A 22,668-nucleotide genomic window follows, 5' to 3' on the forward strand; every position below is an offset into this window, starting at 1 on the left:
ATCCGCTCTTAAATTGCCCTAATGTTTATCGCGATATAACACCATGGCAACCACAAAAAGTCCGTAAAATTTCTCTAAAAAAATACTCAAGTAATGAACACAATGATGAAAAAACCGGCCCCATCAATAGAGCCGGTGACGAGCAAGGTGCTCAAGCGAGGAATCGGGAGTACTGCACTTAGTAGTTAAATCCAGGAATTTAGCCTTTGACGCCCCCAGCGGTTAATCCGCCAATAATCCAGCGTTGGCAGATCAAGAACGCAACGGTAATGGGCAGGCCGGAAAGCACAGCAGCGGCGGCAAAGTTGCCCCAGCGCTGGTTGTGGTCGGCAAGGTATTGTTGGGCACCTACCGCCAGGGTGAGTTTGTGTTCATCCACCAGCAGTACTGAGGCCATGGGGTATTCCATGATACTCATCACGAAAGCCAGAATGAAAACCACCATCAAAATGGGAATCGACAGCGGCAGCAGAATGTAGCGGAACGCCTGCCAGGTGCTGGCGCCATCAACCATAGCCGCTTCTTCCAGCGAGCCATCAATCGACTCAAAGTAGCCTTTAATGGTCCAGATATGCAGCGCGACCGCGCCCAGTGATGCCACGATCAGCGCGCCGTGGGTGTTAATGCCTAACCAGCCAACAAACTGTCCCAGCCGATCAAACAGGGCGTAGAGCGCCACGAGTGACAGTACGGCTGGGAACATCTGGAAAATCAGCATGCCTTTCAAAAGCGGTTCTTTGCCTTTAAAACGCATGCGTGCGAAGGCGTAAGCGCTCGTCGTCGCGAGCATTAGAATCAGCACGGAAGACACCACCGCCACTTTTATCGAGTTCCACAGCCACAACAGCACGGGAAAGGGCGGTTGAACAATACTGCCATCCGGGCGTTCCCAGGGAATTCCCAGTGCTAGCGACCAGTGTTCCAACGAGAAATTCTCGGGAATTAAGCTGCCAGAGGCAAAGTTACCCTCGCGAAATGAGATTGAAATCACCAGCAACAGTGGGAAGACAATCAGCGAAACAAAGCAGATCAGTGCAAGGTGTGCGCCCAAGCGGCGCGCGCCCACAGAACGCGGTTGAACCATGGCCATGAGTAACCTCCTAAACCTTAACCTTGGAAAGGCGCAAATTAAGCAACGACATACCCGCGACCAAGAGGAAAATGAGCGTTGCGATGGCGGCTGCCAGCCCAAAGTTCTGTCCGGCATCCTGGAAGGCAATGCGGTAGGTGTAGCTGACCAATAGATCGGTGGTGCCTGCTGGGGTGCTGGCGCCCAAAATATCAGGGTTGCCGCCGGTTAATAGCGCAATTAGCACAAAGTTATTGAAGTTAAATGCAAAGGCGGCAATTAACAGCGGTGTTAGCGGTTTAATAATCAGTGGTAGGGTAATCTTGAATAGATTGGTAATGGGGCCGCCGCCATCGACTGCCGAGGCTTCGTAGAGATCTTGAGGGATAGCTTGGATTAGCCCCATGCACAGCAGCAACATATAGGGGTAGCCCAGCCAGGTATTAACAATCAATAGCATGGAGCGCGCTAGCCACGGGTCGGTAAACCACTCTGGCCGAACACCAAACAGCGTGTCCAGAATCATGTTCACTTCACCGAAGTGCTGATTAAACATGCCTTTAAAAATCAGAATGGAGATAAAGGCGGGCACGGCGTAGGGCAGAATTAACAGCGTGCGATAAACGGCTTTGCCCTTGAGTTGGTCCCACTGCAACAGTGACGCCAACACAAAGCCAACGGCCAGGGTGAAGACCACCGTCAGTGCGGCAAACACAAAGGTCCACACAAAGATCTGCATGAAGGGACCGCGAATGTCGGGATCGGTGAATATCTTCGTATAGTTGGTAAATCCTACATTGACTGGCCATCCAGGCGTGATGCTTTCGCCGTTATCAGCGACAAAAAATCCGCTAGCGGGGTCGGGGGTAAGAACGCGGTCATCGCGGCGATCATAAAGCGCGCCGTCTTCACGTGCTTCATAGCGATCTACCATAGGAGCAAACTGGCGTAACCCTGCCATACGCAGCTCCGCGCCATCCGGTGTCAGCAGCCTAAGCCCTTGCAGAGAATCACGTGCCTGGATAATAGCGCGCATTCCCAGTGGCTCTTGGGCAGGCGAAGCGTCTACTGCCTGAATGCCTATTTGGCGGGTTTCATGGTTGGCGAAGTTGAGCGGTGAAGAAACGAAACGCTGGGTCGTGTCTGCCTCACTGTTTTCCAGGTACAAGCGGACAAGCTCACCTGCTTGGTAAAGAGTTAGCTCAAACGCGTTGCCTTCCTGTTGATAGGTTTGGCTCATCAACTGGCCGCGCACGCGCTCTTCCGATAACAAGTTGCTTGAGCTGTAATTACTAAAGCTAATGCCGATGGTGTAAAGCAGCGGGAAAATAACAAATACACCCAGCCCCGCCACGGCAGGAAAAATATACCGGTGGCTCATTAACGTGCGTTTGGTAAACACCACGCCCAGCGAGGCGCCCAGCACTAGAAAGAGCAGCGCGAACATCCACTGGCCATTAAGGTGAAAGGCGACTACCAGCCATAACAGCGCGATTACCAAGGTGGCAATGACGCAGCGAAGTGTCCAGCGGGTGTAACGTTCGGTGAGATGGCGAGAGCGGTGGCGGGGAAGGCCACGAGAGGCGTTAGTGGTATACATAGTGACATCCTGAAAGCTGCCTGGTGGCATTGGCTACCGGGCAGAAGGGCAGAAAAAGCTTACTGGCGCATACGCCGCGCAGCGGCATCCAGCGCTTCTTGGGGCGATTGGCGTCCACTGCCGATGTTTTGCAGGGCGGGCTCCATGGCTGCCCAGAAAGCACCCATTTCAGGAATATTTGGCATGGGCATACCGACTTCGGCATTTTCAAGCGTCGCGGCAATGTTGGGGTTATCAGCAAGCTCAGCCTGATAATCGATATGAGCAACCGCTCCCAGTGAGCCGTCGCTGTTGAATGTGTGCATGCCCTCTTCGCTAAGCAGATAGTTTTCTAAAAACTCCACGGCGAGAAAATCATTGGGTGTGGCGGAGTTAATCATTGCCGTCATCACGCCAAACATGGGTTTAGCACGTTCATCGCCCACTTTCGGCAGTAGTGCGACGCCGTAGTCAATTCCGCTACGCTCCAGGTTCGGCCAAGCCCATGGGCCGCTAATCATGGTAGCCACTTCGCCCCGGTTAAAGCGGGTGTCCATCAAGTTGTAATCAGTGCCGCGGGGGAGTACATCGCTTTCGATCAACTCAACCAGCAGTTCTGCCCCTTGTAAGGCACCTTCGTTGTTAACGCCTATATCGCTGACGTCATAGCCGCTGTCAGTCTGCTTGAAAGGGTAGCCGCCGTTGGCCGCTAGCAGGGTCCAGCCGTAATACGGCTCACTATAATCAAATAGGATGGCCTTTTTGCCATCTTGAGAGAGCGTTTCGTCAAGCTCCATCAGTTCAGCAAAGCTTTCTGGTGGTGTTTCTACCAAGGCCTTGTTGTAAATGAGGCCCAGTGACTCTACCGATATCGGGTAGCCGTAGGTTTCACCATTCCACAGCGCAGCTTCCCAGGTGAAGTCGTAAAACGCCTCGCGGAAGCTGTCACTTGGGGCGACTTGTTTCAATAAGCCGCTTTGTGCCCACTCGCCCATGCGGTCGTGAGCCCAGATGACGATATCCGGTCCCTGGCCACTTCCCGCAGCCTGCTGAAAGCGGTCGGTAAGGTTATCGGGAAATACCACCTCAACTTCGATGCCGGTTTCTTCAAGAAACTGCTCGGCAACTGCGCGAATGCCTGCTTGACCTTTATTATCACCCATCCAGATAGTCAGGCGGTCGTCCTCAAACGCAACGGCGGGAAGGGCGGCACTGGCAGCCAGCGTGGCGGTTAGCAGCGGCATCATAATGGGGCGAGACGTTGCCATAATGTAAATACCTCACTGTTGTTGTCGTAGATTGTTGTTGTCGTAGAGTGCTGCGAATATTTTGATGAGCAGCGCTTTAGTCAGTGCCAGCGTCGCCAATTACGCGCAACGTCACCTCATCCTCAAGGGGCGTAGCGATGGCGTATCCAAGGGGCGTAGAGTGGAATGAAAGGTAACAATAAAGCGGTATAACGTTAGGTGTCGGCATCGGTACTGCTCAGGGTCGACACTGCTCAAATAGAGACGTAAATAACGTTTAAAGTTGTAATTGGGGAGGCAGTGCTATTTTTTTGTAGTAAAATTACATGTAATGTTGCGTATAATGCCCGATATCAGATAGATTTTAGGTAATCTAACTACATTAGATCATCTAATTATAAATAGGAGCTGAGATGAGCCAGTCACATTCCCCGCTGGGCGATCAGAAACACGCTATTGATTTAGCGCTGTTTGGGGCGCTGGGCGATCTTGCGATGCGCAAGCTGTTTCCTGCGCTTTATCACCTTGACCGTGAGGGCTTAATGCCCGCAAGCACGCGGATTATGGGGCTGGCACGTCAAGCGCATGACACCGCTGCATTCCGCCAATTGGTCAGCGGCGCGCTGCAAAAGCGGCTAAAAAAAGATGAGCAGGATAAAGAGAGTCTCGAGCGTTTTCTAAATCGGCTTGACTATTGCCAGCTGGATTTCAAAAAAGCTGAGGGCTTTGAGCAAATACGTGAATGGCGCGAAGGCTCTGATCGCCCCATGGTGGTTTACTTATCCGTTGGCGCCATGATCTACGGCGATATTTGCCGCAACCTTGAGGCGAGTGGCAGCCTGGATGAGCAAACGCGGGTCATCGTTGAGAAGCCCATCGGCTACGACTTAGTGTCATCAGAAGAAGTTAACGACGCTATTGGGGCCGTTTTTCCTGAGTCGCGTATTTACCGTATTGACCACTATTTAGGTAAAGAAACGGTACAGAACCTGATTGCGCTGCGCTTTGCTAACCCGTTATTCGGGACGCAATGGAATCAGAACCACATTTCCCATGTAGAAATTACCGTTGCAGAAAAGGTCGGCATTGAAGGGCGCTGGGGCTACTTCGATGATGCCGGGCAGCTTCGCGATATGGTGCAAAACCACTTGCTCCAATTGCTATGCTTGATTGCCATGGACCCGCCTTCCAACCTGGATGCCGACGCGATTCGTGATGAGAAAGTAAAAGTGCTTAAAGCCCTAAAGCCGTTTACCGGTGAAGCGCTGGGGCGTGATGTAGTACGTGGGCAATATACCGCGGGCACCAATGATGGTCAGCCGGTACCCGGCTACCTGGAAGAAGAAGGGGCGAATACCCAGAGCCAGACCGAAACCTTTGTGGCAATGAAAACCGAGGTTTCAAATTGGCGCTGGGCGGGTGTGCCGTTCTACCTGCGTACCGGTAAGCGCATGCCTGAAAAACTGTCCCAAATCGTGATCCACTTCCGCCAGCAGCCGCACTATATTTTTGATCCTGATCAGCGGGGGATTGCGTCTAACAAGCTGATCATTCGCCTGCAGCCGGATGAAGGGATCGCGCTTCAGGTGCTCACCAAAGACAGCGGTTTGCATAAAGGCATGCGCTTACGCCCTGGCCCGTTGCACCTGGACTTTAACAGCGCGTTCCCCAAATCACGTATCCCAGATGCCTATGAGCGCTTGCTGCTGGAAGTTATGAAAGGCCAACAGTATCTGTTCGTGCGCCGCGACGAAGTTGAGCACGCTTGGCGTTGGTGCGACCAGCTCATCGACGGTTGGAAAGCCCGTGAAACCCCGCCGCGCCGTTACCCGGCAGGCTCTTGGGGGCCAGTCGCCTCCATCGCCATGATTACCCAAGATGGCCGCAGTTGGTACGAGGACTATTAATATGAGCGAAGCACGTCAAGCGCTAGCACAACAGCTGGCAGAAGCGGTCTTCCAGGCATTGGCCGAAGACTTGAGCCGCCAAGAGCGCGCGCTACTGGTCGTCTCGGGTGGCTCTACGCCGGTGCCTTTTTTTAAAGCGCTGGCAGCCAAACCGCTGCCTTGGGAGCGCATTGATATCACCTTGGCCGACGAACGCTGGGTGGATGAGGGAAGTAGCGATAGCAATGCCAAGCTGGTGCGCGAAAACCTGCTTCAAGGAGCGGCGGCGAACGCCAACTTCGTACCGCTAACCTCGGATGCCTCGACGCCGGAAGAGGGGGTTGATGAGGTTGCCAAACGCACGGCATCTCTGCCTTGGCCCGCCAGCGTTGTGATCTTGGGAATGGGCGGCGATGGCCATACGGCGTCGCTGTTCCCCGACAGCCTAGAACTAGGTTTAGCGCTCTCTACCGATGAGCCGCTTGTCGCGGTACGCACGCCTAGTCAGCCGCAGCCGCGTATTACTTTCTCAGCAGATCGCCTGCATCAGGCGCATCGACATATTTTACATATTACTGGCGATGATAAGCGCAGCGTATTGGCAAACGCCATGAATGGTGATGATGTCCGTAAGCTACCTATTCGCGCGTTTTTATCTTGCCCGTTAGCGATCTACTGGGCGCCGTAACGCCTGGGCTTTCGCCAATAAACGTTTGCCAGTAACACCTGCTTGGAGACTCACTGATGACAATCGATAAACAGCTACCCTCAACACGTACTGCCGAGCTTGACAGCATTTGCTTAAAGGCTGAGGTCATTCCGGTGATTACCGTTGAGCGTCTTGAAGATGCGGTACCGCTAGGTCGCGCCTTGGTTGAAGGTGGCTTAAGCGTGTTGGAAATTACCTTGCGTACCGACTGCGCGTTGGAAGCAATTAAACGCATGAAAGAAGCGCTGCCGGGAGCCAGCATCGGTGTTGGTACCGTGTTGACGCCCGCGCAATACCGCCAAGCTGAACAGGTAGGTGCGGATTTTGTAGTGACACCTGGCGCGACGGAAGCGCTTTATCGCTATGGCGTAGAGAGCCCGGTGCCGATGTTGCCCGGCGTATCAACGATCTCTGAGCTGATGACAGGCTGGCAGTACGGCTATCGCCGCTTCAAGTTTTTCCCGGCTGAGTCCAGCGGTGGTGCCAAAGCCATTAAAGCCTTTGGCGCGCCGATTCCCGAAGCACGCTTTTGCCCAACCGGCGGTATCACGGTTGATAACGCTGAAACCTACCTGTCACTACCCAATGTTATGTGTGTAGGCGGTTCTTGGCTAACACCGAAAGCCATGGTTGAAGCAGAAGATTGGGACGGTATTCGCGAGCTGGCCCGTCAGGCCGCTGAGCGTTTTCACCACTAACGAATACGATGTAAATCGACACGAGCACTCTCGTTACTTGCCTCACTGATATCGGGTCGTGTGGGTAAGTCATTTGCCCGAGCATATTGCCATGCTCGGGCTTTTTTGTGGTGCGCCAGGTAGGGGCTACCGGCGCGACCTTTCCCAACCCGTGGCGAGTAGTGCCGTGATGGCACACAGTAATGCACTCTGGCCCATATTATTTAGCCAACTGCTGGCTCCGAGCCCTACTCCTATTAGCAGGTAGTAGCCGAGGCCGAATAGGGCGCCCGCGCTGCCCAATTGCTGCTGGTAGTTTTTAAGTGCTCGGCTGAGGATATTGGGAATAGCCACCGCAAACGCTGCTGCTATACCCATCATCGGTAACAGGAATAGCAAGGAAGATTGCAGGGTGTAGACGCCCAGGGCGCTGACCATCGCTAGTTGACAGGCTCGGACGATAAGTTGATGGGGGCTCCTGCCATTCTTCAGTAGCGTCTTGTTAGCATAGCTGCCAAGTATGCTGCCGGTTGCCAGCGCTAACCCGCTGTAACCGAACGCCTGCGCTCTCAGTCCAAGCCTATCAAATAGGAATGGGCCCTGTAGATAATAGCCAAACAGCAGCACGTTAAAGCAGGCCACCAGAATGACATCGCGCCATAGCGCAGCGTCTTTCACCATCTGTTTTCCTAGCGTGACTAGGTCAACAGGCACCTGTACCTTACGGGTTTCTGGCAGTATTTTAGCGGTGATGGCAAGCAGCAGGAGTGCCAGCACAAGCAGTGCGCTGAACACTGCCTGATGACCACCAAAGTTGACCAACTGCCCGCCAGCAAATAGACCGACCACCGGACTAAGGGCGATACCCATTCCCATGTAAGAGAAAATCTGCGCCAGTTTCGCTCCCTGCCAACGGTCACGCAAGATTGTCTGGCAGACCACTGAGCCGGTCGCTGCGCCAAAGGCGCTTAGCGCTCGGGCTAGCAGTAGCCAATGAAAATCGGGAGCGTAGATAGCAATGCCGGAACCGAGTGCGTAGCACCCCAGCCCAAGCAGCATAGCCGAGCGACGACCTAGCTTGTCCGCCATCATGCCCCAGAACACTACGCCGAAGGCGAACACTAAAAAATAGCAGGAGAGGGTCAGACCCGCAGTGGAGGCTGATACGCCGAAAAAGCTCGCCATCGACGGTAGTGCAGGGCTGTAGATAGTCTCGACCACCTGGGGGAACATCATCAGTGCCAGGATCAAATAAAGTAGCGGGTTCATCGTGACGATTCCATGTCTCTTGAAACGTGGTGCTAGCTTACTTAGTCTTGTGTTGTTCAAATAACGTTATTCAAACCAAATATGTCGAAAATAAGACAGTGGCACTGATCAACCAGCAGCAGTCTTTTGACCCGGACTTGGTAGTAGGCAACGTGGTGGGAATTGCCGCCGAGGTCGGTCGTCATGATTCAGGTATGCACAGTCACGCCAAAGGGCAGCTGTTGTATGCCCCACGTGGGTGTATGCGCATTGTGCTTGATGGTCAGCGATGCGTGTTGCCGCCAACTCGAGCGGCGTGGATCCCTGCTGGGGTTAAGCATCAGGCGATGATGACCAATGTGGTGTCATATCGCTCCGTCTACTTCAGCCTCGAGGTGTCTCAGTTACTTGGCCAGGAGGTGAAAGTGGTCGTGGTGAATGAGCTTTTGCGCGCACTGATCGAACGTATGGCCTGGTGGCCTTGGGATATAACGGATGTTAGTACGCACAACACGCTGGCATTGTTTATAGAAGAGATGCAGCAGGCTGAGCGTGAGTCACTGCAACTGACGCTACCGTTACACACGCGTTTGAAGGCGCTGGTTGAACGCTGGAGCCCTGAGGGGGAATTACCCCCAGCTCTGATCCCGCTTGCAGGACAGTTTGGTGCTAGTGCTAAGACAGTCAGCCGGATTTTTTGCCGTGAAACCGGGATGAGCTACCAGGCCTGGCGCCAGCAATGGCGTCTGCTTGCGGCTATCGAACTGCTATCAATGCAACGTCAGGTTAACGATGTGGCCTACCTGTTGGGGTTCTCTTCGGACAGCGCCTTTATTCATTTCTTCCGTCAGCACACAGGGATGACTCCACTGAAGTATATGCACGGGCAGTGGGAGGCTGAGCCTGGCAGGTCCACTGTCGACATTGCTTGAAGAACCTCTCGTGCCATGTCGACGTTTGAGTCTTTGAATCATCGTAAAGATCGACCCGGCTAGATCAACCTCTATTCAGTGCCATCGAGGAAGTGCAGGAATAGGCAGCGTGATGGTTTTTTGTTAATTTTTCCCTTGTTTAGCCTCCTTTAGCCGAGCTTTCGTACTAAACCTAGAGCCGGGAAGAAAAAAGCGTGATAGCCTCAACTTAATCGATTAAGTTAGGGTTTTTTACATTGAATCTCGTCAAATTTACTCCTCTTAGGCCAACGCTGCATTTTACGCCGTCTACTGGCTGGATGAATGACCCCAACGGGCTTGTATATTTCGAAGGGGAGTATCATCTCTTTTATCAATACCATCCCCACGGCACGGTATGGGGGCCCATGCACTGGGGGCATGCGGTAAGCACCGATCTCTGCCGTTGGGAGCACTTGCCTATTGCATTGATGCCAGACGCCCAAGGGGCGTGTTTTTCAGGTAGTGCCATCGTGGATGAGCATGATGTGACGGGCCTGTTTGACGGCCAGCGGGGGCTGCTAGCGTTTTATACCTGCCACCGAGTGCTTTCCGATGATCCTGAAGATTATGAGCAGTCACAGTGTTTGGCTTATAGCCGCGACAAGGGGCGCACTTGGCATCAGTACGCCAATAACCCAGTGCTACCCGCGCCAGGGTTTAAAGATTTTCGCGACCCAAAAGTGTTGTGGCATGCCGCTACCCAGCGTTGGGTAATGGCGCTGGCTTGTGGGCAGGAAATTCATTTTTACACCTCGCAAAACCTATTGGACTGGCAGTTTGCCAGTGCGTTTGGCGAGGGCCACGGCGCGCATACTCAGCACCCCTGGGAATGCCCCGATTTGTTCGAGCTACCAGTGGAAGGCGCTAGCAATGGGCAGCTATCTAGCCGCTGGGTATTAATCGTTGGCATTGGGGCTACGCCAGATAATGCCTTTGGCTCGTTCACGCAATATTTTGTGGGCGAGTTCGACGGCCAGCGTTTTACTAACGACCACTCGCCTGATGACGTCATGATGATGGACGAAGGACGTGACTTTTACGCTGTGCAGAGCTGGTCGAATACTTCGGGGCGCCGTTTAGCCGTGGCTTGGCTGAATAATTGGCAGTATGCCAATCATGCGCCTGAAGCTGGCTGGCGGGGAATGATGAGTCTGCCCAGAGAGTTAACCCTGCGTGCGACATCGAGCGGCATTCAGTTTTGCCAACGTATCGCCAGCGAGTGCCATGAGGCGCTGACAGCCGTACCGCATACTATCCCGCCACAGGCGATGCTGAGTGTTGGGCAATATAGCGTCTTAACCTCGTTGCCACCGGTAAGTCGTGGTGTGCTTGAACTGACCTTAACGGCTGGCAGCCGAGTGGCGCTGTCGCTTCAGCAGAGAGATCATCAACAGCTTACTCTTGAAGCGGGAGAAGAGGGCGTTGCACTTCGCTACACGCGTAACGGCGTGAACGGACAAGCAGCTTTCGATGACCATTTCGCCTGTGACCATGCAGCGGGCAGCGTTGATGGTTTAACGATCACGCTAGAGTGGTGGTGTGATCATGGCTCGCTGGAGATCCTGGTGAACGGTGATACGCAACAACGAGCGATTACTCAGGTGAGCTTTACAACTCAAACAACAGGCTCGATTGAGGTCAACGTATTGGAAGGCAGCGCAGGGTTGCTCGGTGGCAGTGTGGTATCGAGTAAAGGTGCGGTAGCGCGTTAGTAGGATTTAGCATGTAATTACATAGTTAAGGGGCGTGCTGTTGCACGCCCTTTTTTGCTACAGACGTTACGTATTTCTTAGCGCTTCAATATCACTATGGGTCGGCAGTGCGGCGTAGGCGCCTGGGCGTGTTACTGCGTGAGCACCACAGCGGCAGGCAATATCCACCGCGCGGGTTAGAAAGGCACTGTTGTCCTGGTACCAGTTCTCATCAATGCCGTGCCGTGAAAGCTCAGCCAGCAGGCCGCCAATAAACGCATCACCGCCAGCCGTGGTGTCAACAGCGGTCACCTGGGGTGGTGTGATGGTGTGGTCAAGGCCAACACCTTTCAGCACCACCTTGTTAGGGCCGTCGGTGATTAAAATTACTTTTACCCCGGCGGCTAGCCGCTGAGATATCCACGCTTCCTGAGAGTGCCCGCCACGAAGATAATCAAGCTCATCTAATGAGACTTTAACGAGCTCGGCGCTATCCAATAGCTCGGTTACCAGCCAGAGGTCGGCTGACCCTTCGGTCCACAGATTGTGGCGGAGGTTGGCATCCACGCTGACTAAACAGCCCGCGCGCTTTGCCATAGCGGCAATCGCTAAGGTGGTATCGGCAATCTCAGGGTCAGTCAAACTGTTGCTGCATAAGTGAACAATCGCCGGTTGTTCAAACACGCCGTGGGGCAGGTGCTCTAAGCGATAAAGCAGGTCGGCCGCCGGTGGGCGATAAAAATCAAACGTGCGCTCGCCGCTGCTGTCCCGAGAAACAAACGCCAGCGCAGTGCGTGCTTCTTTGGTCAACACCACACCCTGAGTATCCACACCATGGCTTTTTAGCTCACGAATCAGGAAGTGGCCAAACGTATCGTCACCCACCATGCCTAAAAACTGGCTGGGTACGTTAAGTCGGGCACAGGCAACCGCGACGTTAGCAGGCGCGCCGCCCGCGTAAGGCGTGAAGGTTTCTTGGCCAGTGTCATCGCCTAAGCGGCTGGACAACATATCAACCAAGGCTTCACCGAAAGCAATCACCGGCGTCATAAGTCATTCCTTGTCATTATATTATTAATTGATGAAGGGGTTACGCGACGCAGTGGCCTCGCGCGGCCTCTAATAGCTCGTACCATGTCTCTCTTGAGAGCGTCTCAGGCCCGTCGAGCATGTCAGCAATACGCTCAGGCTTCACACTGCCCACAACGGGAATCGGCCGACCAGGCAGTGACCGCAGCCAAGCCAGCGCTAACGCGTTAGAGGTGCCGTTTTGCTCTCGAGTTACGCGGTTAAGAACGTTACCGACGTCGCCTTGCATTAGTGTGCCGCCCGCTAGCGGTGACCACGCCATCGGCCAATGGCCGTCGGCGCATAGATCGTCAAAGCTACCATCAAACAGGGGGGCGTTATGGTTAATGGAAAGTTCGATTTGGTTGGCACGTAAAGGGTGGTGCATGGCGTTTTGCAGCCTACGCCACTGACTTGGCAAATGGTTAGAAATGCCCGCAGCGCCAATTTTGCCTGCATTGATAGCGTCATCAAGGGCACGGCCAGTTGCTTCTGCGTTCATTAATATGTCAGGGCGATGAATTAAAAAGTGATCTAGCCGCTCGACGCCAAGGCGGTTAAGTGCATTGTCAATGGCGCGGCTTAGATAATCCGGGCTGGCGTTGTAGTGTTTCACCTTGCCAGAGCCGTGGGCTGGGTTATCGTTGGCGATACTCGCTTTGGTCACCACCTTAAGCCGTTTTGACAGTCCGGGGCGCGTGTTTAGCGCGTGACCAAACAGCGTCTCGCACGCACCGTTCCCGTAAATGTCGGCATGGTCAAACCAGTGCAACCCCTGCTCGATACGGGCTTCGATCCAGTCGGCGAGATAACTCGCCTGGTGCATCTCTGGTGCTTCATGCAGGCGCATCATGCCGAGAACAAAAGGCACATCGAAGGTGTGAGCAGGCATGGACATTCCTAATAAGTTAAAAGACTTCTTCGTTATGCAGCGCTTCGGCGGCGCCGAGCAGCCCTGTCCACGGGTGAGTAACAATCCACACGGGAATATCGGCGTTATACGCGCCCATCCGGCCCTTGTTCGCAAAGCTATCACGCAGTTCGGATTTGGGTAGCCACTCCAGTAGGCGCGGTAAAATCCCGCCGCATAGATAAACGCCGCCTCTTGCGCCCATTGTTAGGGTCGCGTCGCCGCATACATCGCCGAGGATTTTTAAAAAGCGCAGTAGGCTGGCGGTGGCGATAGAGTCACCCTGGTTAGCGGCTTGGGTAACCTCGGCTGGCGTCGCGCAGCTAGGCGTTTGCTCGTTCAGAGCACAATGGGCCTGATACAGCTCCAGTAAGCCCTGGCCGCATAAAATACGTTCTACGCTGACCCGTTGGTAGCGCTGTAGAAAAACATCCAGCAGCGCCCGTTCGGTGCTGTCAGTGGGGGCGAACGTGACGTGGCCGCCCTCGGTGGGAAGCGGTATCCAGGCGTGTTGGCCGGGAAAAACGCCAGCAACGCCCAGGCCTGTGCCGGGGCCAATCACCAAGCGGGTAGAGTGAGACTGAGCCACACCTGCTTGCACTTCCACCAGATTGTCGGCGTCTACATGGGGTACGCCCAGTGCCTGTGCGGTAAAGTCATTAATCACTTTAAACAGCGATAGGTTCAGCGCCTGCTGAACATCGCTTTTCATAAAATCCCAGTGATTATTGGTCATCTTGACCCGCTCGGCGTGAACCGGGCAGGCAAACGCCAAGCAGGCTTCCACCGGTGCATTTTCACCCGTGGCGCCCACGCGCTCCAGGTAGTCCTGAATCGCGTCGATAACCCCAGGGTAGTCCGCGCAGGGAAGATTAATAATATCGTGGGGCGTCACCTCACCTGGCGTGACGAGCGCCAGGCGGGCATTGGTACCGCCAATATCACCAATTAAGGCCGGTCGCATTAGGCATCCTCTTGAAGAATCTGGCCCTGTTGGCGAGCGAGATCATCGGCTTCAAAGCCGCCCAGCGAGCCTGCGCCTTCTTCACCACGCATGGCCAGGTGGCGAAAGCCGCTAAACAGTTCGCGGCCTAGGCCAACGTGGTAGTGATCCAAATTCGCCACTACGCGCTCACGATCGGCCCAGGTAGCCGCCTCTACTTTGGCTTCCAGCGTACCTGCGTTGGCGTCCAGGCGCACAATGTCGCCGTCACGCAGTTTCGATAGCGGGCCACCGTCCAGTGCTTCTGGGCTGATATGAATCGCAGCGGGCACTTTACCTGACGCGCCAGACATACGGCCATCAGTCACCAGTGCCACTTTGAAGCCACGGTCCTGCAGTACGCCCAGGAACGGCGTCAGTTTGTGAAGTTCCGGCATGCCATTGGCTTTTGGCCCCTGGAAGCGCACCACAACGATGACATCGCGATCTAAATCGCCGGATTCAAACGCAGCCTTCATTTCGTTCTGGTCGGCGAAGATTTTCACCGGTGCTTCTACTACACGATGTTCGTCGGCAACGGCGGATACTTTGATCACGCCGCGTCCCAGGTTGCCTTTCATTACCGTTAGGCCGCCAGTCGCTGCGAAGGGGGTAGCGACTGGGCGTAAAACGTTTTCATCTAAGCTGCTTTCTGGACCTTCGCGCCAAACCACTTTGCCATTTTCCAGGAAGGGCTCTTGTGTGTAGGCCGTCAGGTCGGTGCCGAACACCGTCGGGATATCGCCGTGCAGCAAGCCAGCGCCCAGCAGTTCGCGGAACAGGTAACTCATGCCGCCTGCCGCCTGGAAGTGGTTAATGTCTGCTTGGCCGTTAGGGTATACCTGCATCAGGCTGGGCGTTACGGCGGAGAGGTCGGTGAAGTCGTCCCAGTTCAGCGTAATGCCCGACGCAGCGGCCATGGCAATCAAATGCATCGTATGGTTGGTTGAACCGCCAGATGCCAATAAACCTACCACCGCGTTGACGATGGCGCGTTCATCGATCTGCTTATAGAAAGGGCGGTAGTCGCCGCCAGGTTCAGTGTTGCGAATAGCCTGTTCGGTCGCGTAGCGGGTCAGGGCTTCGCGCATTTCCGTGCCTGGATTCACAAACGAGGTGCCTGGCAGGTGAAGCCCCATCACTTCCATCATCAGTTGGTTTGAGTTGGCAGTGCCGTAGAAGGTGCAGGTGCCTGGGCTATGATAGGAGTCAGACTCTGCTTGCAGCAGCTCTTCGCGGCCCACTTTGCCTTCTGCGTATAGCTGACGGATGCGCGCTTTCTCTTTGTTCGGCAGGCCGCTGGGCATTGGGCCGGCGGGTACGAACATAGCAGGCAGGTGACCAAAGCGTGCCGCTGCGATAAACAGACCAGGGATAATCTTGTCGCACACGCCCAGATAAAGGGCAGCATCAAACATGTTGTGTGAAAGCCCAACCGCAGCAGCCATCGCAATCACGTCGCGGGAAAACAGCGACAGTTCCATGCCCGGTTGCCCTTGGGTAACCCCATCACACATGGCAGGAACACCACCGGCAAACTGGGCGGTTGAGCCCATGGCGCTAGCAGCGGCTTTGATGGTTTCCGGAAAGGTTTCAAACGGCTGGTGGGCCGACAGCATATCGTTGTAAGAAGAAATGATCCCCAAGTTGGCGCTATTCATTAGCTTCAGGGAGTCTTTCTCTTGGGGGCTACACGCGGCAAAGCCGTGGGCCAGGTTACCGCAGGATAGCTCTGCACGGTGCACACCACGCTTATGTTGGTCCGCCATGCGTTGCTCATAGAGAGCACGCCGCTCAGCAGAGCGCTCACGAATGCGTTGGGTAACCTCAGCAACGGTAGGATTTAAAGTAGCGGGTGTTGAGCTCGGCATAGAGACCTCTGCATGGTAGAGACGGTGAGTCAAGTTTGTAGTTATTTTACATCTTTTTGTGTCGATATAAGAGACTTTACGGCAATAAAAACCATATTTGTAGTTTTATTACCCCTGGTTAATAGCAACTATCGTCGTAAATGATGATGCTTTTATGAACATTACCGCTAACAGGGCAATCCGTCCCCGGATGGGGTTGTTGCGTGTTGAAGCAGCTTAAAGCGCAAGTATAGCAGCCGCGCTTTTGCTACCATCTGGCGCAAAATGAATTCGATTGCTGCCCTGGAGCTGCTATGCATCCCATCGTTAACCAAGTCACGCCACTTGATAGCCACACTGGCGCATTAACGCTTCGCTATATTGATACGCTCACTAAGCCGCCGGGCAGCCTCGGCCAGTTAGAGGCATTGGCCGTTACGCTTAGTGAGATCACTGGTGAATGTCAGCCAAGCATCACGCCACCGGCGATCATTGTCTTTGCTGCTGATCACGGGGTTGCTGAAGAGGGCGTGTCGGCATTTCCACAAGAAGTGACGGCGCAAATGGTGGCTAACTTTGCCCATGGCGGGGCGGCGATCAATGTCTTTGCCAGACAAATTGGTGCCCAGATTGAGGTTGTGGATGTTGGTGTTGCGTCACCGCTGGCAATGCCTGGCGTGATTGATGCCAAAGTGCGCGCGGGCACCGCCAATATGGTGCTTGAAGATGCCATGAGCCGTGACGAAGCGCTGGCTGCGTTACAGGTAGGCTGCGAAGCCGTTGAGCGAGCCGTTCAGGCGGGAGCGAAATGCATCATTGTTGGTGAAATGGGCATTGCTAATACCACGGCAAGCAGCGCCATGCTGGCGGCGCTAACCGGTAAGCCAGTGGCCCAGTTAGTGGGCGCTGGCACCGGTATTAACAGCGCCCAGCAGGCCCATAAAGTAGCGGTGATCGAGCGGGCGCTAAAGGCACGCCAAGCCAATGCCGAAGACCCCATGGAGGTGCTAACCAAGCTCGGCGGGTTAGAGATTGCTGCCATAACAGGGGCTTATTTGGCCACGGCGGCAAACCGACTGCCTGCCATTGTGGATGGCTTTATTGCTACGGTAGCCGCCCTGACGGCCTGCCGTTTATGTCCGGCGGTGCGCGGTTATTTGATTTTTGGACATCGCTCTGAAGAGCCCGGCCATGCCACGGCCCTTGAGGCACTTGATGCCTCGCCGCTGTTAGCCTTGGGAATGCGCCTGGGAGAAGGCAGTGGCGCGGCATTGGCGTTTCCGTTATTGCAGGCTGCCGCCGCGATGCTCAGTGAAATGGCCACCTTTGCCGATGCGGGTATTCACGATAATAGTGCCCTATGAGTGAGCAAGAAACGCTTTCATTTAGCCAGCCGCTAACGTGGTCGCAAAGCGAGCACTGCTTGGTGGTGTCTGCTGCTGAGCCACTGTATACCCTGAGTAGCGCACTCGTGGGGGGCGGGTTTGGACATCGCCAACACTTCGCAAATTTTCACGTCGATAAAGATTACGATGGCCATCACCCAAAAGATGACCTGATTCGCTGGCTGGACAATCAGCGGCTACCGCTATGTGCTGTTGCGATGATGACGGCAGTGCGCCTGCGCAACGCATGTGTCGCCAGTGTGCCGCTAGTTAATACAGCCAATGGTGTACTGGCATTGGTGACAGCAGGTGTTGGCAATGCGGTAGATATTAGCGTTTCAAGTGATTCAGACCCCCGTTTAGTGCTGCGGAGCATATCCAAGGTGGGCACGATTAATACGTTCCTTTTTTTAGATGCCCATTTGACCGACGGTGCGCTGGTTAATGCTTCTCTCTCGGCAACGGAGGCGAAAGTTCAGGCGCTGAGAAAAGTGGGCGTTAATGATCCATTCAGTGATACGCCTGCAACTGGAACATCAACTGATAGCCTGTCTATTGCTGCTACTCAACGCGGTTGTCAGACCTCTTATGCAGGCTCTGGTACGGCGCTTGGACGGGCGATTGGACAAGCAGTGTATCGAGCAACGCTAGATTCGCTGAGCAAATCGCAGCAGGTTTCACCATGCTAGGGGTAGATACTGTTGGGTTAGTCGCGATGGCGATTGTCATTGATTTGATCGTGGGTGACCCGCGCCCATTGCCGCATCCAGTCGTCATCATTGGGCGTGCCATCAGCGTACTTGAGCAGCGCTGGAACCAGGGCAGTGACAAGCGCCGTCGGCTCTTAGGCTTTTTACTCACCGCCACCATTGTGCTGGGCACGTTTAGTTTCGCTTGGCTGAGTTTGGAGCTACTGACTTGGGTGCACCCTTGGCTTGGGCTAGCTGCCGAGCTTTGGTTGCTGGCGACAACGCTGGCTATAAAAGGCTTGGCGGAAGCGGGGCGCGCCATTGCCGTGCCGCTGGCTAGCGGTGATTTAGTATCGGCGCGAAAGGCACTTTCCATGGTGGTGGGGCGTGATACCGAGCAACTGGATGAAGCGGAAATTACCCGAGGAGCGGTGGAAACCATTGCAGAAAATACCGTGGATGGCATCACCTCGCCGCTATTCTTCGCGTTTATCGGCGGTGCGCCGCTGGCGCTGGCTTATAAAGCGATTAACACGCTGGATTCCATGGTGGGGTATCAAAACGAACGCTATAGCGACTTCGGCTATGCCTCGGCGAAGCTCGATGATATGGCTAACTGGCTGCCCGCCAGGCTGACCGCGCTCTGTTTGTGGGCTGCTGGGCTGCTAATCAGCTGGCAATCATCGACGCTCTATTGGCGCCGGGCCATATTGGCCACCTGCCGCGAAGCGCCCCGTCACCCAAGCCCTAATGCGGGGTGGCCAGAAGCCATGGTCGCGAACTTGTTAGGTGTGCAGTTGGGCGGCACTAATGTTTATCAGGGGGTGGTTTCCCATCGAGCAACCCTTGGCTCGCCACTGGAAACGCTGAGGTATTCGCATATCAACGCCACTATTAAATTAATGCACGGCGCTTGGCTGCTGTTTTTCTTGTTAATGGGCGTATTAACGGGCTTAACAAGCGCGGGGATTTCATGGCTATGAGTCGTCAAACCACTGTTCACGAGGCGACTGATTGGCCAAGCCATGGTGGCCAGGCCGCAGCGCTGCTGAAGCGTTTTGGATTAGCTGCCGATCATGTGATTGACGATGTAAGCGCTAACCTTAACCCGCTTGGGCCGCCCGAATGGCTGGCAGGCTGGTTGGTAACACGACTTGGTGGGCTTAGCCGCTATCCCTCGCCGGATTACGCCTCAGCCCGGCAGGCCATTGCGGCGCACAACGGTGTTCAGCCAGCACAAGTACTGCTGACCAATGGTGGGGCAGAGGCCATTTTTCTTGCCGCTGCGCTGCATGCCGGTGGCCGAGCCTTATTATTGGCTCCCAGCTTTGGTGAATATGCCAGAGCCTGTTCTGCCCACCGGATTGAAATGACCGAGCATGTATTGCGCGAGCCGCATTTCGCTTGTCAGATGGACGACCTGCTAGAGAACGCAGCAAACGCCGACGTGGTGTTTCTGTGTCGTCCGAATAACCCGACTGGTACGCTGATAGCCATCGATGCAGTAGAGGCACTGCTAGCACATACGCAGGCTACCGGAACCCAAGTGGTGGTCGACGAAGCCTTTATCGATCTATCAATAGGCGTCGAGGCGCTGACGCTGCTGCTTAAGCGTTACTGTCATTTAGTACTGCTACGCTCAATGACCAAGTTTTATACCTTGCCTGGGTTACGCCTAGGCTACGTGCTGGCTTCGAAAAACATAGTAGACACCATGAGTCACCACCAACCGCCTTGGAGTGTGAACCATCTTGCTGCTGAACTGGTGGCACCGCTGTTAGCGGATAGCGAGTTTGCACGGCTCACCCAGCAGTGGCTGGCCAGTGAGCAGCCACGCCTGGGCAAGGCGTTGCAGGCGCTAGGGCTTGAGGTGGTGCCCAGTCACAGCTGCTTTTTCCTTGTGCGGCCAGGTGTTTTACAGCGTGAACGCGGCGTGACCAGCGCAGACCTGTTTGAACGTATGCTTTATAAAGGACTACTGGCGAGGCATACCCACAGCTTTAAAGGGCTTGAGGGCAGTTGGTTACGTTTGGCACTGCGTGATGAGTCGGCAAATAACCGCTTGCTAAAGGTGCTGCATGATTGTCTTTGTTAGTGGGGGCGCTCGCTCAGGAAAAAGCCAAGTAGCGGAGCAGCGTGTGCTCAGCGCGGCGGGTGGCGCCAGCTGCTACTACATTGCCACCGCCAATGTTTACGACGCCGAAATGGCCGACCGGGTATCGCGCCACCAGGCACGCCGGGCAGGCCAATGGGTGACGCTAGAGGCGCCCCTGGCAATTGACCAAGCGATTGCACAAGTACCCGATCACCACGCGGTGCTACTCGATTGTTTAACTCTCTGGGCAGGACAAGTGCTGTTTGGCGCTGGGCCAAATGAAGAATTCAGTGATGAGCAAGGCCTAGCGCCGCTGGCTCGCTGCCTGGGTGATGCACAAGCTCGGGGGCTGACATTAGTAATTGTGTCGAACGATCTCAACGAAGAGCTGATTCCTGATCACTCCGCTACCTGGCACTACGTTGAGTTTATCCAGTGCTTACACCGTTGGTTAGCGCTGGAAGCTGACTCAGTGCTTGAAGTCATCGCGGGCTGTGCCAAGGAGTGGAAACGATGAAAAATGCGCTGTTCGGCCTAATACTCGCGCTGCAGTTTCTAACCCGAATTCCGCTTCCTGTTGCCTGCCCATGGACACCTGCCACCCGTCGCTGGGCAATTCGCGCTTATCCGTTGGTAGGGTTATTAATTGGCAGCGTGCTGGCGTTAAGCGCGCTGCTATTAAGTTTCATAGCGTCACCAGCGCCAATAACTGCGTTGCTACTGCTAAGCCTATGGGTAGCGCTTTCGGGTGGTTTGCATCTTGATGGCGTAATGGACCTTGCCGATGCGTTAGGCAGTAACCAGCCCCTTGAGCGGCGTTGGGAAATCATGAAGGACGCTCAGATAGGCAGTTTCGGCATCCTGGCATTGCTGTTTTTGCTGGCCTGGAAGGGCGTATTGCTTTGGGCACTGGTGGCTTATCAGGCGCCGCTGTGGTGGCTGGTGGCAGTGCCTGCATTAGGTCGATTTGCTGGGGTCGCACTGCTGATTTTTACCCCCTGTGCTCACTCGAAGGGGCTCGCATGGAGCTGGCAGCAGTCGCTAAGTGCCCGTGATGTTGGTTATGCCTTGCTACCGTTGGTGCTGGTTGTTGCGGTTTCACCGACATTGCTTGCCTGGGGGGTAGTCATCGTCGTGTGGGTAGCAATCGCCAGAAAGGCACTGCTGCGGCTATTTAACGGCATCAATGGCGATATGGTAGGTGCCACCATTGAAGGAGGAGAGCTTTGGCTACTGGTCTTAATGTGGAGTTGGTGGCAGTTCGCCACGGTATCACCGCCTGGAATTTAGAGCGCCGCTACCAAGGACAGCGCGATATTCCGCTGCTATTTCCTGATGCAGAAGTGGGGCTGCTGGCACTGCGTGACGCATTGGCAGAAGAGTGCTTTGACGCTGTTTATTCCAGTGATTTAAACCGCTGTCAGCAAACTCTTGAGTGGTCACAGGCGGCAAAGCCGGGTGTGCCGCTGTATCTAGAACCACGATTACGTGAGCTGGATTTTGGTGACTATGAAGGCAAAGTTTACGATGAACTAAAAGACTTACCCCATTATCGCGCCTGGATTGACAGCGTGGGTGAGCTGCAAATTCCCGGCGGCGAATCTTCTGGCCAGCTACGTGACCGTTTAAATGCTTGGCTTGAAGAGGTGGCTGTGCACGCCCGCGAACATCATTATCAAAAAGTGCTGGTTGTTACCCACGGCGGGGTAATACGCGAGTTGCGGCGTCGTTTCGAAACCATTGGCTTTTGGGAAGGCATCGTTCATCAAGCACAAGGACGGCGTTGGCAACTGACGTATCTAAAACGTGAAGATGGCAAAGGAGAGTGGCAATGCAGCTGTTCATCGGCGGTGCCTGCGCAGGTAAGCGCGATGTTGTAAAAGCACGCTTTCCCAGCGCTGTTTGGTGGCGGCTTTCTCCAGGGCAGCGTTTACACGAAGCGACCCACATCATGCAGCCTAATGTGCCGCTCGTTCTGCACGGTGTGTTTGAGTGGTTAGCGGCCGTGCTGCACTCGGACATGAGCAGCGATGCGTCGCGCGCGCAGTGGCGGGGAGATCTGGAAAGCTTGGCCACTGCCGCACAAACCCATGGCGTGACGCTGGTGGTCATTATGAATGAGTTAGGGCGGGGAATCGTCCCCATGGCCCGAGACCAGCGTCGCCTGCGCGATTTAAGCGGCTGGTTTAGCCAAGACGTTGCCGCCCAATCCGAGCAGGTCTGGCATGTACGACATGGGCTCGTGCAGGCGCTTAAAGCCTAGTCGGTTAAATTGACCAGCCCCTAACAAGTTGCTAGTTTACGCGCACTCTCAGGTGCTGGTGGCGATTACCGCCATCAGTTAAACGGGAAGTTGGTGAACACTAACGTGAATCCAGCGCTGCCCCCGCAACGGTGATCGAGATAAGAACGGCTAAAGATGCCACTGTGCTAATGCATGGGAAGGTGGTCGTTCGGAAAGGCAGGATGTTGTTATCTGCTTTTCGCTCGTCAGCCCGGAGACCGGCCTAAGAGGCATGGTTCTAAAGAACCACAACATGCCGAGACGCGGAGGGCGTGCTCAGGGTGATATCGCTAGCTTAGGCTGCCGATCTCCCCATCATCCCTCTGCCCGGTCAAAAAAATACGCT

Annotated in this window: 21 protein-coding genes and 1 riboswitch; of the genes, 13 read left to right on the forward strand and 8 right to left on the reverse strand. The window is 54.8% G+C overall.

The window, feature by feature from the left end:
- Positions 1 to 199: 199 nt before the first annotated feature.
- Genes malG through malE form a run of 3 tightly spaced genes read right to left on the reverse strand, consistent with a single transcriptional unit; the run spans position 200 to position 3,916 of the window.
- The gene (gene malG / locus CEK60_RS04225; RefSeq protein ID WP_089037962.1) at positions 200 to 1,090 is read right to left on the reverse strand and encodes a maltose ABC transporter permease MalG; all 891 of its coding nucleotides are present in this window, start codon (positions 1,088 to 1,090) and stop codon (positions 200 to 202) included.
- Between the two features lie 10 nt (positions 1,091 to 1,100).
- On the reverse strand, positions 1,101 to 2,669 hold the full coding sequence (gene malF / locus CEK60_RS04230) for a maltose ABC transporter permease MalF (RefSeq protein WP_089037963.1): 1,569 nt from the start codon (positions 2,667 to 2,669) through the stop codon (positions 1,101 to 1,103).
- A gap of 59 nt (positions 2,670 to 2,728) precedes the next feature.
- A complete protein-coding gene (malE, locus tag CEK60_RS04235; protein ID WP_089037964.1) occupies positions 2,729 to 3,916 on the reverse strand; it encodes a maltose/maltodextrin ABC transporter substrate-binding protein MalE in 1,188 nt (395 codons plus the stop codon).
- A 392-nt stretch (positions 3,917 to 4,308) separates the two neighbouring features.
- Here malE and zwf point away from each other — a divergent pair, with 392 nt between their 5' ends.
- From zwf to CEK60_RS04250, 3 genes are read left to right on the forward strand one after another with little or no spacing between them, the layout of a single operon-like run.
- On the forward strand, positions 4,309 to 5,802 hold the full coding sequence (zwf, locus tag CEK60_RS04240) for a glucose-6-phosphate dehydrogenase (RefSeq protein WP_089037965.1): 1,494 nt from the start codon (positions 4,309 to 4,311) through the stop codon (positions 5,800 to 5,802).
- Between the two features lies 1 nt (position 5,803).
- On the forward strand, positions 5,804 to 6,469 hold the full coding sequence (pgl, locus tag CEK60_RS04245; RefSeq protein ID WP_089037966.1) for a 6-phosphogluconolactonase: 666 nt from the start codon (positions 5,804 to 5,806) through the stop codon (positions 6,467 to 6,469).
- Positions 6,470 to 6,525: 56 nt separating this feature from the next.
- Complete coding sequence (locus CEK60_RS04250; RefSeq protein ID WP_038483316.1) at positions 6,526 to 7,188, forward strand: bifunctional 4-hydroxy-2-oxoglutarate aldolase/2-dehydro-3-deoxy-phosphogluconate aldolase; 663 nt, start codon at positions 6,526 to 6,528, stop codon at positions 7,186 to 7,188.
- 126 nt (positions 7,189 to 7,314) lie between these two features.
- Here the strand turns inward: CEK60_RS04250 and CEK60_RS04255 are convergent, their stop codons facing one another.
- On the reverse strand, positions 7,315 to 8,436 hold the full coding sequence (locus CEK60_RS04255; RefSeq protein WP_089037967.1) for a multidrug effflux MFS transporter: 1,122 nt from the start codon (positions 8,434 to 8,436) through the stop codon (positions 7,315 to 7,317).
- A 98-nt stretch (positions 8,437 to 8,534) separates the two neighbouring features.
- On the opposite strand from CEK60_RS04255, the gene CEK60_RS04260 reads away from it, so the two are divergent.
- Complete coding sequence (locus tag CEK60_RS04260; RefSeq protein WP_089040847.1) at positions 8,535 to 9,347, forward strand: AraC family transcriptional regulator; 813 nt, start codon at positions 8,535 to 8,537, stop codon at positions 9,345 to 9,347.
- Positions 9,348 to 9,583: 236 nt separating this feature from the next.
- Entirely contained in the window at positions 9,584 to 11,080 is a 1,497-nt protein-coding gene (locus CEK60_RS04265) for a glycoside hydrolase family 32 protein (protein ID WP_232471468.1), read from the forward strand.
- 66 nt (positions 11,081 to 11,146) lie between these two features.
- Here the strand turns inward: CEK60_RS04265 and CEK60_RS04270 are convergent, their stop codons facing one another.
- Genes CEK60_RS04270 through edd form a run of 4 tightly spaced genes read right to left on the reverse strand, consistent with a single transcriptional unit; the run spans position 11,147 to position 15,890 of the window.
- The gene (locus CEK60_RS04270; protein ID WP_089037969.1) at positions 11,147 to 12,109 is read right to left on the reverse strand and encodes a carbohydrate kinase family protein; all 963 of its coding nucleotides are present in this window, start codon (positions 12,107 to 12,109) and stop codon (positions 11,147 to 11,149) included.
- Positions 12,110 to 12,149: 40 nt separating this feature from the next.
- Positions 12,150 to 13,019, reverse strand: a complete 870-nt coding sequence (locus tag CEK60_RS04275) for an aldo/keto reductase (RefSeq protein WP_089037970.1) — start codon at positions 13,017 to 13,019, stop codon at positions 12,150 to 12,152.
- A 16-nt stretch (positions 13,020 to 13,035) separates the two neighbouring features.
- Entirely contained in the window at positions 13,036 to 14,001 is a 966-nt protein-coding gene (gene glk / locus CEK60_RS04280) for a glucokinase (protein WP_089037971.1), read from the reverse strand.
- A complete protein-coding gene (gene edd, locus CEK60_RS04285) occupies positions 14,001 to 15,890 on the reverse strand; it encodes a phosphogluconate dehydratase (RefSeq protein ID WP_089037972.1) in 1,890 nt (629 codons plus the stop codon). Before edd ends, glk begins: the two co-directional genes overlap by 1 nt.
- Before the next feature lie 293 nt (positions 15,891 to 16,183).
- Between edd and cobT the strand changes: the two genes are divergently transcribed.
- Genes cobT through CEK60_RS04325 form a run of 8 tightly spaced genes read left to right on the forward strand, consistent with a single transcriptional unit; the run spans position 16,184 to position 22,301 of the window.
- Positions 16,184 to 17,233, forward strand: a complete 1,050-nt coding sequence (gene cobT / locus CEK60_RS04290; RefSeq protein WP_089037973.1) for a nicotinate-nucleotide--dimethylbenzimidazole phosphoribosyltransferase — start codon at positions 16,184 to 16,186, stop codon at positions 17,231 to 17,233.
- Positions 17,230 to 17,943: an adenosylcobinamide amidohydrolase gene (locus tag CEK60_RS04295; protein WP_089037974.1), complete on the forward strand. Its 714-nt coding sequence runs from the start codon at positions 17,230 to 17,232 to the stop codon at positions 17,941 to 17,943. Before cobT ends, CEK60_RS04295 begins: the two co-directional genes overlap by 4 nt.
- Positions 17,937 to 18,926 (forward strand): adenosylcobinamide-phosphate synthase CbiB, encoded by a 990-nt coding sequence (cbiB, locus tag CEK60_RS04300; RefSeq protein WP_089037975.1) that lies wholly within the window; start codon positions 17,937 to 17,939, stop codon positions 18,924 to 18,926. The genes CEK60_RS04295 and cbiB overlap by 7 nt, the downstream gene beginning before the upstream one ends.
- Positions 18,923 to 20,038 carry a threonine-phosphate decarboxylase CobD gene (cobD, locus tag CEK60_RS04305; RefSeq protein ID WP_089037976.1) on the forward strand — a complete coding sequence of 372 codons (1,116 nt, stop codon included), beginning with the start codon at positions 18,923 to 18,925 and terminating at the stop codon, positions 20,036 to 20,038. The genes cbiB and cobD overlap by 4 nt, the downstream gene beginning before the upstream one ends.
- Entirely contained in the window at positions 20,022 to 20,555 is a 534-nt protein-coding gene (locus CEK60_RS04310; RefSeq protein ID WP_089037977.1) for a bifunctional adenosylcobinamide kinase/adenosylcobinamide-phosphate guanylyltransferase, read from the forward strand. Before cobD ends, CEK60_RS04310 begins: the two co-directional genes overlap by 17 nt.
- A complete protein-coding gene (gene cobS / locus CEK60_RS04315; RefSeq protein WP_089037978.1) occupies positions 20,552 to 21,328 on the forward strand; it encodes an adenosylcobinamide-GDP ribazoletransferase in 777 nt (258 codons plus the stop codon). The genes CEK60_RS04310 and cobS overlap by 4 nt, the downstream gene beginning before the upstream one ends.
- Positions 21,265 to 21,918 carry a histidine phosphatase family protein gene (locus tag CEK60_RS04320; protein ID WP_089037979.1) on the forward strand — a complete coding sequence of 218 codons (654 nt, stop codon included), beginning with the start codon at positions 21,265 to 21,267 and terminating at the stop codon, positions 21,916 to 21,918. The genes cobS and CEK60_RS04320 overlap by 64 nt, the downstream gene beginning before the upstream one ends.
- Positions 21,870 to 22,301, forward strand: coding sequence for a bifunctional adenosylcobinamide kinase/adenosylcobinamide-phosphate guanylyltransferase (locus CEK60_RS04325; RefSeq protein ID WP_089037980.1), 432 nt, complete (start codon positions 21,870 to 21,872; stop codon positions 22,299 to 22,301). Before CEK60_RS04320 ends, CEK60_RS04325 begins: the two co-directional genes overlap by 49 nt.
- A gap of 33 nt (positions 22,302 to 22,334) precedes the next feature.
- A riboswitch (cobalamin riboswitch) is annotated at positions 22,335 to 22,563 on the forward strand.
- Positions 22,564 to 22,668 lie beyond the last annotated feature (105 nt).

It is taken from the genome of Halomonas sp. N3-2A (genome assembly GCF_002216165.1).
GTDB lineage: Bacteria > Pseudomonadota > Gammaproteobacteria > Pseudomonadales > Halomonadaceae > Vreelandella.